The organism is Pontibacter kalidii (assembly GCF_026278245.1).
Taxonomy (GTDB): Bacteria; Bacteroidota; Bacteroidia; order Cytophagales; family Hymenobacteraceae; genus Pontibacter; species Pontibacter kalidii.
The window spans coordinates 471,911-485,039 of record NZ_CP111079.1 but is presented as its reverse complement, the minus strand read 5'-3'; the positions used below and the strand labels follow the sequence as shown (position 1 = coordinate 485,039).

At 53.3% G+C, this 13,129-nt stretch carries 12 protein-coding genes; 7 read left to right on the top strand and 5 right to left on the bottom strand.

Annotated elements, in window-relative coordinates; genetic code table 11:
* Positions 1-76: 76 nt before the first annotated feature.
* The 3 genes from OH144_RS02095 to OH144_RS02085 all read left to right on the top strand — a co-directional run bounded on the left by OH144_RS02095 (position 77) and on the right by OH144_RS02085 (position 3,562).
* The gene (locus OH144_RS02095) at positions 77-2,155 is read left to right on the top strand and encodes a vWA domain-containing protein (protein WP_266204629.1); all 2,079 of its coding nucleotides are present in this window, start codon (positions 77-79) and stop codon (positions 2,153-2,155) included.
* A 117-nt stretch (positions 2,156-2,272) separates the two neighbouring features.
* Positions 2,273-2,860, top strand: coding sequence for a GNAT family N-acetyltransferase (locus OH144_RS02090; protein WP_266204628.1), 588 nt, complete (start codon positions 2,273-2,275; stop codon positions 2,858-2,860).
* Positions 2,861-2,884: 24 nt separating this feature from the next.
* Complete coding sequence (locus OH144_RS02085; RefSeq protein WP_266204627.1) at positions 2,885-3,562, top strand: pseudouridine synthase; 678 nt, start codon at positions 2,885-2,887, stop codon at positions 3,560-3,562.
* Between the two features lie 820 nt (positions 3,563-4,382).
* On the opposite strand, the gene OH144_RS02080 is transcribed toward OH144_RS02085, so the two are convergent.
* The gene (locus OH144_RS02080; protein WP_266204626.1) at positions 4,383-4,928 is read right to left on the bottom strand and encodes an RBBP9/YdeN family alpha/beta hydrolase; all 546 of its coding nucleotides are present in this window, start codon (positions 4,926-4,928) and stop codon (positions 4,383-4,385) included.
* A gap of 31 nt (positions 4,929-4,959) precedes the next feature.
* Positions 4,960-5,553, bottom strand: a complete 594-nt coding sequence (locus tag OH144_RS02075) for a porin family protein (RefSeq protein WP_266204625.1) — start codon at positions 5,551-5,553, stop codon at positions 4,960-4,962.
* Between the two features lie 134 nt (positions 5,554-5,687).
* Here OH144_RS02075 and OH144_RS02070 point away from each other — a divergent pair, with 134 nt between their 5' ends.
* Both OH144_RS02070 and OH144_RS02065 read left to right on the top strand, forming a co-directional pair.
* Positions 5,688-6,245 (top strand): GNAT family N-acetyltransferase, encoded by a 558-nt coding sequence (locus OH144_RS02070; RefSeq protein WP_266204624.1) that lies wholly within the window; start codon positions 5,688-5,690, stop codon positions 6,243-6,245.
* A gap of 74 nt (positions 6,246-6,319) precedes the next feature.
* Entirely contained in the window at positions 6,320-6,949 is a 630-nt protein-coding gene (locus OH144_RS02065) for an L-threonylcarbamoyladenylate synthase (protein ID WP_266204623.1), read from the top strand.
* A 179-nt stretch (positions 6,950-7,128) separates the two neighbouring features.
* On the opposite strand, the gene OH144_RS02060 is transcribed toward OH144_RS02065, so the two are convergent.
* A complete protein-coding gene (locus OH144_RS02060) occupies positions 7,129-8,013 on the bottom strand; it encodes a lysophospholipid acyltransferase family protein (RefSeq protein ID WP_266204622.1) in 885 nt (294 codons plus the stop codon).
* 207 nt (positions 8,014-8,220) lie between these two features.
* Between OH144_RS02060 and OH144_RS02055 the strand changes: the two genes are divergently transcribed.
* Both OH144_RS02055 and OH144_RS02050 read left to right on the top strand, forming a co-directional pair.
* Positions 8,221-8,826 carry a WbqC family protein gene (locus tag OH144_RS02055; RefSeq protein ID WP_266204621.1) on the top strand — a complete coding sequence of 202 codons (606 nt, stop codon included), beginning with the start codon at positions 8,221-8,223 and terminating at the stop codon, positions 8,824-8,826.
* A gap of 119 nt (positions 8,827-8,945) precedes the next feature.
* Entirely contained in the window at positions 8,946-11,543 is a 2,598-nt protein-coding gene (locus tag OH144_RS02050) for an ATP-dependent Clp protease ATP-binding subunit (RefSeq protein ID WP_266204620.1), read from the top strand.
* Between the two features lie 167 nt (positions 11,544-11,710).
* Here the strand turns inward: OH144_RS02050 and OH144_RS02045 are convergent, their stop codons facing one another.
* Together OH144_RS02045 and OH144_RS02040 are read right to left on the bottom strand one after the other, a co-directional pair.
* Positions 11,711-11,857 carry a hypothetical protein gene (locus tag OH144_RS02045; RefSeq protein ID WP_266204619.1) on the bottom strand — a complete coding sequence of 49 codons (147 nt, stop codon included), beginning with the start codon at positions 11,855-11,857 and terminating at the stop codon, positions 11,711-11,713.
* A gap of 211 nt (positions 11,858-12,068) precedes the next feature.
* The gene (locus OH144_RS02040; RefSeq protein WP_266204618.1) at positions 12,069-13,115 is read right to left on the bottom strand and encodes an AI-2E family transporter; all 1,047 of its coding nucleotides are present in this window, start codon (positions 13,113-13,115) and stop codon (positions 12,069-12,071) included.
* Positions 13,116-13,129: the final 14 nt, after the last annotated feature.

The window sequence follows — 13,129 nt, the reverse complement described above, 5'->3', positions numbered from 1 at the left end:
CAATGCTCCCGTAAAGCAAAACCTAGCTATAAAGTATAACTCTTGGACTCTTTAACTCTCTAACTCCTAAACTCCCTTGAGCTCGCTCCGCCTCATCACCACCGCCTCACCCTGGCTTATTCTTGCCTGCCTGGCAGCGGGCGCGCTGTATGCGTGGCTGCTCTATAGCAAAAAAACGCCCTGGCCAAAGCCGCTGAACTATGCGCTGGCAGCTCTGCGCTTTGTGGTGGTAAGTGTGCTGTGTTTTCTGTTGATGGGGCCGCTGGTACGGTATGTATCGAACACCACGGTGCCTCCTACCATTGTATTTGCCCTGGATAACTCGCAGTCGGTTGAGCTTTTTTCTGACTCTGCGGCGCTGAAGGCCACGCAGCAGCAACTGCAGCAGATGCGGGAGCAACTGGAGGAACAGGGTTACAGCACCGCCATTCAGACGCTGGGAGAGGATCAACAGGAAAGTATGAGCGAGGTGAAGTATGGCTCCGAAACCACCAACCTGAGCCAGCTGCTGCAGCGGGTGCAGGACTCGTACACGGAGCAGAACCTGGCAGGCGTGGTGCTGCTGTCGGATGGCATCGTGAACCAGGGCATGTCGCCAACCTACGCCAACTACGGTTATACTTTGTACCCGGTGGCCGTAGGCGATACCGTGCCGAAGAAGGATGTGCTGGTAGCCTCGCTACGCTACAACAAGGTAAACTACAGCGGCAACCGTTTTCCGCTGGAGGTGGAGCTGCAACACGAGGGCTTCGGCGGACGGACAGCCAACGTCATACTGCAGGAGAACGGGAAAACCATCGCCAGCAAAAAAGTGCTCTTTAAAGATAACCAGCCGGCGCAGCAGGTGCCGTTCCAGGTGCTGGCCAGTGGGTTGGGCAAGCGCCATTACGTGGTGCAGGTAGAGCCACTGGAGGGCGAGTTCACTACCCTCAACAACACCAAGCATGCTTACATCGATGTGGTGAAAGGCAAGATAAGAGTACTCCTTGCCGCCGCTGCCCCACACCCCGACATCAAGGCTATCCGGTCTGCCATAGAATCAAACGAGAATTATGAAACGGAGCTCTTTATACCTAGTGTGAATGAGCTGAAGCAGCAGGATTACGATGTGGCAGTGCTGCACCAGCTGCCCGGACGCATGGCCGGTGCCGAGCCCGCGCTAAACCTGGTGCGCCAGAAGAACCTGCCTGCCCTCTACATCCTCGGTCCGCAAAGCGACCTGCCCAATTTCAACCGCCTCAACGTGGGCATCAACCTCATCAGCAGCGGCCAGACCGATGAGGTAACGGCCGTGCCGAATTCTAACTTCAGCAATTTCCAGCTGCCGGAGAACGCGGCGGAGCGGCTGCAGGAGTACCCACCGGCGCGGGTGCCTTTCGGGGAGATAAGACTCGCCCCGAACACCGAAGTTATACTTTACCAGCAGGTGGGCCGCGTGCGCACGAATAAGCCGCTGCTGGCCGTGCAAACTTCCGGCGACAGGCGTAACGCCGTGCTGCTGGCCTCGGGCACCTGGCAGTGGCGGTTGCAGGAGGCCGCCAACCACGAGCAGCCGCAGGTCTACAACCAGCTCATCACCAACCTGGTGCAGCTGCTGAATGCACCACGCAATAAAAAGCGCCTGAACGTGTACCCCGCCCAAACCGAGTATACGAGTTCCGACGAGGTCCGCTTTAACGCCGAGGCTTACAACGAGGCGCTGGAGCCGATCTATGGCCAGAACATCACCCTGAACATAACCGGCGAAGATGAGCAAACCCGCACCTTTACCTTTGCCAACGGCGAGAACCAGAGCGGCGTGAACATCGGCACCTTACCCGGCGGGCACTATACCTATACCGCCACCGCAAGTATAAACCGGCAGCAGCAGAAAGACGAGGGCGAGTTTGTGGTGGAGGAGCTGCAACTGGAGGCCCTCAACGCCGTGGCCGACCATAACCTGCTCTTCCAGCTGGCCAGCAACAGTGGCTCCAGGCTTTACTATCCGCAGGAGTTGCAGCAGCTAGAGCAGGACATCCTGCAGGCCGACTATAAAAACGTGATCTACAGTAAGGAAGAACTTAACGACCTGGTGGACCTGAAATGGCTCTTCTTCCTGCTGCTGGGCCTGGTGATAGTAGAGTGGTTCGTGCGCAAGTATAATGGCAGTTATTAACGTTTGGTTATTCGTTGTTAGTTACTCGTTATTAGTTGTTGATGCTGCAAGTCCTGATCCGGGCAACGTACGGCTGTGGCAGAAGTATAAGGTAGGACCGGGTTTATACTTTGCCACATGTTTAGCGCCTCCCCTATCATCCTTACTACCAAGCGTCTGCTGCTCCGCGAGCTGACACCGGCCATTTTCAACCAGCTTTTCCTGAAGAAGACCAAGGAGGAGATTATGGAATACCTGCACCTGCAGACCGACAAGCAGTTCGAGGAAATGGAGGAGCGCTACACCAAAGGCATCACCACGTATTTTCACGATTTCAAGGGCTTTCACCTGCTGGACCGCGACACAAAACAGGTCATCGGCCACTGCGACTACCATACCTGGGTGCCCGGCCACCGCCGCGCAGAGGTGGGCTATGCCATGACGAATCCAAAGTATAAAAACAAAGGCCTGATGACGGAAGCGCTGGAAAGTATACTTACCTTTGGCTTCCGGCAAATGGATCTGTACCGCGTGGAGGCGCTCATCGCAGACTATAACACGCCCTCGCTGCAGCTGGTGCAGCACTTTGGCTTTAAGCGCGAAGGCCTGCTGCGCAACCACTACCTGGTAGGCGGCCGACTGGAGGACTCCCTCATGTTCTCGCTCCTGAAACCGGAGTTTGAGGAATGGCAGGCCAAGCAGCAAAAGCAGGCAGGTACAGCCTAATTATTCACGATTTATACTTTTATCTTGAAATACATCCTAGTAAATAAGCCCTACGAAGTGCTCACGCAGTTTACCGACGAGGCAGGCCGCGCCACGCTGAAGGACTTTGTACCTGTTCCCGGCATTTACCCCGTTGGCCGCCTCGACTACGACAGCGAGGGCCTGGTACTGCTAACCGACGATAAGCAGCTGCAGCACCGCCTCTCCGACCCTAAGTTTAAGGTAGAGAAAACGTATTGGGTGCAGGTGGAGGATGTGCCCGCCGATGAGGCGCTGACGCGGCTGCGGCTAGGCGTTCAGATAAAGGGCGGCAAAACAACCCCGGCCAAGGTGCGCCTGCTGGAGGAAGAGCCTAAAGTATGGGAGCGTTCTACCCCGATCCGTTTCCGTAAGAACATTCCCACCTCCTGGCTGGAGATCAAAATATCGCAGGGCATGAACCGCCAGGTGCGCCGTATGACCGCTGCCGTGGGCTACCCCACGCTCCGCCTGATCCGCCCAAGTATAGGCCCGCTGAGTATAGGCATTCTGCAGCCCGGTGAGTGGCGCGAGCTGACTCCTGAGGAAGTGGAACAGCTGAAGGGCATCGCTAAGGGTAGTAGTGGAAGTGGGGGCAGTAGTGTACGAGCCAAGAGTTTCGGCACCACCAGCAAAGGCCGGAGAGGCAGTGGCAAAGGTGGGTTCAGGAAGCAGATCAATTAAGATTTAGATTTTATTACGGTTTCGCTGTTGCAGGCACCCTTCTCCGGAGCCCTTTCCAAATCCGCGTACGCCAACTTTATACTTCTATACTTGTTCATTTATACTTGCTGTCCCTATAGCCTCCCTAGCGCAAGCGTCCGCTTGTGCCTTGACTTAGCCACGGCTTCCCGCAACTTGACACGAGCTATCCTTAGTAGCTGCCGCTGACCCACGGCTTTACAACCAACTTGTTCCATAGTATACTTTCTGCTCTCAAGCCCGAGAGGGCTCGTCCTGGGGGTAGGGGCCCTCGATAAGGGCATCGCGCTGGGAGCTTTTCCTGCCCTCGTACCTCGGGCTGTCTCGCTTGCGCTCGTCACCGGAAAAACTCGCATAGGCGCTCAACCCAAAGACTGGGTTCTAGTTCGATAGCCATCGCTATTTGTCACCTCGACCTATGGGAGAGATCTCTTTAGAATTCCCGATAGATCTCTCACAGCTACGCTGGCTCTCTTCGGCTCTCGCCTCGAGAGTACTCGGGATGACAGGGAAAGTAGTAAGTATGGCTCCCCTCCTTGGACTACCGAGAACGAGAGTTCGAAGGTAGCGAGCGCAGCTCTGAGGGGCAGGGGTGGTTGGACCAGGTGCTACAGAATTCCCCTCCTCGGAGGGGCTAGGGGTGGGTTTATACTTGGTGGATTATACTTTGTAGCCATAGCATAACCTCCCTTCCACCAGGATCCTTACAGGATGACAAGCAGAAGCAGTAAGTATGGCTCCCCTCTTAAACAAGCCTCAAATCCTGGACTAGCTCCGTACTTGGCCATAGGTGATTAGATTACTACAACCGCGAAGTGCCGCAGAGGCCTTTGAGCAGCTCCAGCCCCTGGTCCCAGCGGCCGTAGCCGGAGGCGCTGTTGATGTGGCCGGCCATGCCGATGTTGACGTAGCGGCTGCTCCAAGCGGTGGCTAGCTGCTGCGCCCGCCTGGTTTGCATATACGCATCGTTGCTGCTGCTCACCAGTATACTTTTAAACGGCAACCGCTGCATGGGTATGGGGGCAAAGCCACTCGCTTCCTCCGGAAACAGGGGCGCTTCGGTATCGGCAGGAGCAACAAGCAAGGCCCCTTTTATTTTCCGGTTATACTTCTGCGCCCAAAAGGCCACGGCAATGCAGGCCAGGCTGTGCGCCACCAGCACCACCTGCCCGGGGTTATGTTGCTGCACCATACGGTCTAGCTCCTCTACCCACTCCTTGCGCGTAGGTTTGTCCCAGTTCTGCTGCTGTACCCGCTCAAAAGCCGGGAACTGCTGCTGCCAAAGGCTCTGCCAGTGATCGGGGCCGGAGTCGCCGAGGCCGGGCACAAGTATAACGGTATACTGCATAAACTATCGTGAGGCTGAAAGTATAAACCGGTTAAAAACCTAATCCTGCTGAGATTGAGAAAGCACGGCCCTTGCCCGATGATCGCCCATCGTTAAAAAGTGAGGTAAGGTAGTGGTGGTACATCAGGTCCAGGTGCAGCAGCCAGACCTCAAAACCAATACCGCCATTGAGGGCGAACTGGGCCTTTTGCAAGTCACCGCGGCTCACGTCTATGTTATTGTCTACCACAGAAAAGGCATAGGAGATGGAAGGACCCGCCATAAAACGCACCTGCGTAGCCACCGGACCGCTGTAGTCTGTGCGGTAGCCCAGCAGCACGGGTATGCGCAGGTAGCGCACAGTAAGCGCGTCACGCTCGCCCACGCGGGTCTGGGTGCGGGTAATGAGGTGCGTCTTGTGGCTCACCAGGTTTAGCTCCGGCTGCACGAAAAACCGCTCTCCTATACGGCCGTAAACCCCGAACTCATAGCTCAGGCCAGTGTCGTCGTCCTCTACCAGTTCGTCGCTGCTCAGGCTGTAGAAGTTGAGTCCCCCCTTGGCCCCAATGGTTAGCCTCGGCTCATCCTGGGCATCGGCCGGCAGGCTGCAGCCAAGTATAAATATGAGTAGTGTAAAGAATTTCATATAGTGATGGTATAGGTTTCTGAAGGCTGCGTTATATTCCTTAAACTATACTTCCCGAAGCTTTGTTTAACCGCCCTTGCTGGCAGTATGGGCGAAGTTGATTAACTTGCTTGTTCACGTGTAAGTATAAAACTATGAAACCTGCTGTCCCGCTTTTACAGCTGCCCGTAGCCCCGGACCTGTACCTGCGCCGTGCCACCACAGCCGATGCGCCTGCCTTGTATCACATCATAGACCGCGACCGGCCGTACCTGCGCCAGTGGCTGCCTTTTATAGATTTTAGCCAGGACGTGGGCGATACCGAAGCCTACCTGAAGTATGTCTCTGCGCCGGGCAATACCTCCGACCTGGTTTTCGTGATCGTGCATGAGCAGAAGGTGTGCGGCCTCATCGGGTTTAAGGGGGTGGATAAACTCAATAAGAAACTGGAGATCGGCTATTGGCTGGCCGAGGGCAAGCAGGGAAAAGGCATTATGCGCCGCGCCTGCCAAACACTGCTGGCCTATGCCTTCGAGAAACTGCGCATGAACCGTGTGGAGATCAGGGTAGGCGTGGGCAACGCGCGCAGCAGCAACATCCCCAAGAAACTGGGCTTCACGCTGGAGGGGGTACAGCGGCAAGGAGAGTTCCTGAACGACCACTTCCACGACCTGGAGGTATACAGCCTGCTCAGGAGCGAGTTTAAAAGCTGAGCGGAAGTATACGTTTTGCAACGCTTCTGCACCCGAAGCAGTATCTCTATTTTAAAATCAACAACACCTGAAAAATGAGCAACGCAGCTTTTGTACAAATACACCCCGACAATCCACAGGAGCGAAAGATACGTGAGGTAGTGGACATACTCCGCAACGGGGGCATCATCATCTACCCTACCGATACCATCTATGGCCTTGGCTGCGACATCCACAATGCGCGCGCCATTGAGCGCGTCTGCCAGATAAAAGGCGTGAAACCCGATAAGGTGAACCTTTCCTTCATCTGCTCCGACCTTACCCACATTTCCGACTACGCTAAAATAGATACCCCCACCTACAAGGTGATGAAAAAGGCGCTGCCGGGGCCGTTTACTTTTGTGCTGAACGCCACCAGCAACGTACCCAAGTATGCCAGCGCCAAGAAGAAAACCGTGGGCATACGCGTGCCAGACAACAACATTGCACTGCAACTGGTAAAGGAGCTCGGAAACCCCATCCTCTCCACTTCTATTCGCGACGATGATGAGGTACTCGAATACAGCACCGACCCGGAGCTGATCTATGAAAAGTATAGAAACCTGGTGGATGCCGTGATAGACGGAGGACCTGGTAACAACATTGCCTCTACCGTGGTGGACGTGACCAATAACTCTTTTGAAGTACTCCGCCCTGGCGCCGGGGATATTGAAGAGTACCTTTAGGAGTTAGAGAGTTGGGGAGTTTAGGAGTTAGAGAGTTAAAAGGCTAATATGTAATAAGGTGTCATGATCGTGATCTGCTTTATATCACGCAGTTTATACTTACTCCTCCCTTTTAATACGCCTACTCGTTGTACTTTATACTTTCCCTTAACTCCTAAACTCTCGAACTCCCCAACTCTCTAACTCTGCGGCCGCTTGTGTTTCCAGCGTTTGTGGGTCCAGAGGTAGTTGGCGGGAGCGCGGCGGATGGCAGCTTCCAGCTTTTGTGCAAAAACTTCAGTAATCGGAACTGTATCTGAAGTACCATCCGAGATTACGTCGAACGTTAACGTGTAATACCCGCGTTTCGTACGTTTTACATCCAGGAACAGAACCGGGCATTTGAATTTTTTGGCCAGCTTTTCGGCTCCTTCATAAAAAGGGGTGTCCTGATGTAAGAAAGTAGTCCAGAACGTGATCTCGCTTTTAAGGGGCGTCTGGTCTGAGAGCATAGCCACCACGCGCGGCATGTTGCGGTTGGCGGCAAAATCGCGAAGGGTATCTTTCATCTTTATCAGCCCTGCCCCTAGTTTGCTGCGCGTCTTCAGCATAAAGGCCTCGAAGAACGGGTTATTCAGCGGCTTATAGATGCCATAGGCTGGGAAACTGAACTGCACTGCCCCGGCAGAGAGCACCCACTCCCAGTTGCAGGAGTGTGAGCCCATGGTAATAACGGTCTTGCCCTGCTGCACAAAATCATCCAGCAGCTCCTGGTTCGAGAAAACAATGCGCCGCTCCATTTCAGCTGCGCCCATCGACCGGAGCTTCAGTATCTCCACCACCACATCCATAAACTGCTTGTAAAAGTCCTTGGCTATCTGCCGGATTTCGGCGGTGCTTTTCTCCGGAAAGGCGTTCCGCAGGTTGTTTAGCACCACCTTTTTGCGGTAGCCCACCACGTAGTAAACAATCAGGTACAGGAAGTCGGACAAGAGGTACAATACCGGCAGCGGCAGCAGCGACAAACCTTTCAGCAGCAGCCAGAGCGGGTAATAGAGCGGGGGTATGTTTATACTTTTATTCACGGGAAAACGGAGCAACCGCAAAGGTACAACCATCACCCCGCATTATGAAATCTCAGAACTTGTGCTTATTTAGCGAATGGCAGCCACGCTGCTGACAAAGGATTTTGTGATAAAAGACAAAGGAGTCACCTGTTTTATAACCTTCTTTTGTCCCTTGTCACAAAGTCAACTTTCTAACTCTCTAACTTTCTAACACTCTAACTCCCTTTGATTCTCTTAACCGAAACCATGTATAACCCGCCGGTGGCTTTTTTCTGGCACGCGCTTCGCTGTGAGAGTATACAGCTGGAGGCGCACGAGAACTACGTCAAGCAGAGCTACCGCAACCGCTGCCATGTGCTCACGGCCCACGGGGTGCAGCCGCTGAGCGTGCCGGTGCTGCGTGGCAACAGCCAGATAAAGACACCGATACGGGAAATTGAGATTGACTACAGCCAAAAATGGCAGCTGGTGCACTGGCGCACTATACAGGCGGCGTACGGACGGGCTCCTTATTTTGAATTTTATGGAGACTACCTGCGGGAGGTGTACGAGCGGCAGCCGAAATATTTGTTTGAGCTGAACGTTGAACTTTTAAAGCTTTATCTTAAATTACTAAAACTAAACAAACAGCTGAATTATACGGAGGAGTACCGGATTCAGCCCCCCGCAGACGTGCTGGACCTCAGAAACCGGGTACATCCAAAAATCTATCCTGACAATTTGCACGTAATACCATATACACAAGTATTTGGCAAACAATTTGTACCAGAGCTTAGTATAATTGACTTGTTGTTTACACAGGGGCCAGCGTCGATTTCTTTCCTTCAGTAGCGGCGCCCATCAAGCTGAACATTTGTACCGAAAAGCTTGTTTGGATAATAGATAGTAACTGTCATAATCAAGCAGTTATAAATTTCATACTTTATAAGAATACACGGAGTATAGTATACATGGAAGCAAAATTCTCAAACCGAGTAAAAGAGGTCATCTCCCTTAGCCGCGAGGAAGCCATCCGGCTTGGCCATGACTACATCGGCACCGAACATTTGGTGCTGGGGATGATTCGGGAAGGAGAAGGTACGGCCATCTCTCTGCTGAAGAAGCTTGGCGTTTCGATAGATGAATTAAAGTACGCTTTAGAGCAGGCTACACGAAATACAGCATCACAAAACAGCAGCATAACGGGCAGTATCCCTCTGACGAAGCAGACCGAAAAGGTGCTCAAGATAACCTACCTGGAGGCAAAGATCTTCAAGAGCGATATTATTGGCACAGAGCATCTTCTGTTGTCCATCCTGCGGGACGAGGACAATATATCTTCTCAAATTTTAGCGAAATTTAACGTGAACTACGAAGCAATAAGAGACTCTCTGGATTATCATAGCAATAATCCGCTGGCGTCGTCAGACACTGATGATTCTGATGACTCAGACAAACTGTTTGGTAGCTCATCGTCCCGTTCTGGCAGCTCTGCAAGCAAGAAGCCAGGGGAGAAATCGCGCACCCCGGTGCTCGACAATTTTGGCCGCGACCTAACCAAGCTGGCCGAAGACGATAAGCTGGACCCGATCGTTGGTCGGGAAAAAGAGATTGAGCGTGTGGCCCAGGTATTGAGCCGCCGTAAAAAGAATAACCCGATCCTGATTGGCGAGCCGGGTGTTGGCAAAACCGCTATCGCTGAAGGACTTGCCCTGCGCATTATCCAGAAAAAGGTGAGCCGCGTGCTGTTTAACAAGCGTGTGGTTACCCTGGACCTTGCCTCTTTAGTGGCCGGCACCAAGTATAGAGGCCAGTTCGAAGAGCGTATGAAAGCCGTGATGAACGAGCTGGAGAAGTCACCGGACGTGATCCTGTTCATTGATGAGCTGCACACCATTGTGGGAGCCGGTGGCGCCTCAGGCTCTCTGGACGCCTCTAACATGTTCAAGCCAGCCCTTGCCCGTGGCGAGATCCAATGCATCGGTGCCACCACGCTGGATGAGTACCGCCAGTACATTGAGAAGGATGGTGCGCTGGCCCGTCGTTTCCAGATCGTGATGGTAGATCCTACCACGCCTGAGGAGACCATGGAGATCCTGCACAACATCAAGGACAAGTACCAGGACCACCACCATGTAAATTATACCGATAAGGCCATTGAGGCCTGTGTGAAGCTTTCGGACCGCTACATGAGCGACCGCTTCCTGCCAGACAAGGCGATCGATATCCTGGATGAGGCGGGTGCGCGCGTACACATCAACAACATCGTGGTGCCGGATGACATCCTGAAACTGGAAGAGCAGATCGAGAACATCAAGGTGGAGAAAAACCGCGTGGTGAAGAGCCAGAAGTATGAGGAGGCAGCCCAGCTGCGCGACAAGGAGAAAAAACTCATCGACCAGCTCGAAACCGCAAAACGCAACTGGGAAGACGAGACCAAGAAGAAGCGCTATACGGTAAAAGAGGAAAATGTGGCAGAGGTTATTGCCATGATGACAGGTATACCGGTGAAGCGCATCGCCCAGAACGAAGGACAGAAGCTTCTGAACATGGGCGAGGAGCTGAAAGGCAAAGTGATTGGCCAGGACAAGGCGATTACGCAGTTGGTGAAAGCCATCCAGCGTACGCGCGTAGGATTGAAAGATCCCAAGAAGCCGATTGGCTCGTTCGTGTTCCTCGGCCCTACTGGTGTAGGTAAAACGGAGCTCGCCAAAGTGCTGGCCACGTACCTGTTCGACAAGGAAGATTCGCTGGTGCGTATCGACATGAGTGAGTACATGGAGAAATTCAGCGTGTCTCGCCTGGTGGGAGCGCCTCCGGGATATGTGGGTTACGAAGAAGGTGGCCAGCTGACTGAGAAGATCCGCCGCAAGCCATACTCTGTAGTGCTGCTCGACGAGATCGAGAAAGCGCACCCGGATGTGTATAACCTGCTGCTGCAGGTGCTCGATGATGGTATCCTGACCGACGGATTGGGCCGCAAGGTTGACTTCCGTAACACGATCATCATCATGACATCCAACATCGGTGCCCGCGACCTGCAGGACTTCGGGGCTGGTATCGGTTTTATGTCGAAGAGCAAGCAGGAGAACGTGGACGACATCATGAAAGGCACTATTGCCAGCGCCCTGAAGAAAACGTTCTCGCCAGAGTTCCTGAACCGTCTGGACGACGTGATCGTGTTCAACTCACTTAACCGTGAGCACATGCACAAGATCATCGAGCTGTCGCTAAAGAAACTGTTCACGCGCGTAGAAGGCCTTGGCTATACTATCGAGCTGACGAAAGAAGCGAAAGACTTCGTGGCCGAGAAAGGCTACGATCCGAAGTACGGCGCGCGTCCGCTGAACCGGGCTATTCAGAAGTATATCGAAGACCCGATTGCGGAGGAGATACTGAAGGCCGAGGTAAACCAGGGGGACGTGATCCAGGTGGAATACAAGGAAGGCGAAGAAAAACTGACCTTCACATCCAAGAAGTCGGGCGGCAAGAAAGCCAAGGGCGCATCGGATGAGGCAGAAGAGACAGAGCCAACCAAGTCTACCGACACGGACAAGACGAAAGAGTAACGTATAAACTTAAAGTATAGAAAAGGCTACCCGCTTGGGTAGCCTTTTTTGTTTTATCCCGCCTAGTTTGCATCGTACGCAACTCCTGTAAGGGGCTAGCTGTAGTGCCTCGCTTAACCACCCCTGCCCTTCTCCCGAAACAGGGCCGGGATTTGGGACACATACGACTACTGCCGCAAGATTCCATCTTGTGGCTTTTGATGGGGCAAGCTTTCAGCTTGCAGATGCATACAATACAGGTTATTGCTGGCTAATGCAAGCTGCAAGCTTGCTGCAATGGAAAAACACGAGTTGAAAGCCTTGTCTTGTTCCATATCTTTTCTGGAATAAGCTCTGATTCTGAAGAATTGTCCCCTCAAGGAGATAATTGAAGCCGAAAATCAAAAAGTTACGAAACAAGATAAGGCTGAATACTCACGGCAGAATAACTTATTTTATACTTGTGCCCTGCTAGTAGCCTTTGGCAAGCAGGGAGGTCTTTGGCTATTCAAACCTGGAACTGCTCTGGCGCAAACGTCCGTAAAATCACTTGCCCTTCCCGCTGCCCAGCAGCAGCGAGATTGGCCGCATGCGGTGGTGCTTATCAGCAATAAGCTTAAGTATGGCCAGGAAAGGAATGAACAGGATCATGCCGGAGGCGCCCCAAAGTATACCGCCCGCCACAATAGCCAGCAGCGTAAACAGCATATTTACCTGCAGCCGCGCGCTCACGGCCCACGGGAAAATCAGGTTCGCCTCCAGGTACTGCACCACGCCAAACACCAGCACCACCCCCAGCGGGTACCACATCGAATCATAGGTGATCCAGGCCACTGCCATGGGAAGTATGGCCCCAATGGTGATGCCTACATAAGGTATGAATGTGAGCACTGAGGCGACCACCCCAAAGAAAATGGCATGCGGCACACCTATAATCAGCAGCCCCAGGCTATTTAACACCCCCACCACCAAGTATACAATGGCCATGCCTTTGATAAAGTTATAGTACGTGGTGATGGTTTCATGCAGAATCTGGTGAATCTTCTGGTGTTCGTCCTTCGGGAAAAAAGAGTACAAGGCCCTGGCCAGCGCCTCACGGTTATAAAGTATAAGCGCCACGTAAATCGGGATCAGCACCAGCAGCACCAGCGACACTGCCGAGGTATAGACCACCCCCTGCACCAGGGCAAAGGCAGAGGAAGCCACATCAGCCGCCATCCCCTCGAGCCAGGCCACCTGTTTGGCGGCATCTATTCCAAAATGGTCTTCTGCGTACAGGCTGATGTTTGCCCAGGCTGCCTTCAGCTTACCCTGCAGCTGTGGCCACTCCTCTCCAAAACGCAGCACCTGGCGCACCAACAGATACCCCAACCCTCCTATCAGCCCCAGCAACAGCAGCAGGCAGAGGGCTATGGCAGCCCAGCGCGGAAAGTTTTTCTGCTCCAGCCACAGGCAGACCGGGTAGAGCACAAAGCTGATGAGCAGGGCAAAACTGAGCGGGATAAACAGCGAACTCCCAAAGTATAAGATCACCGAAACCAGCACGGTAAACTGCAGCCACTTCAGCCAGTTTATGTCTGCGCTTTTGTCCATAGAAACACTATATT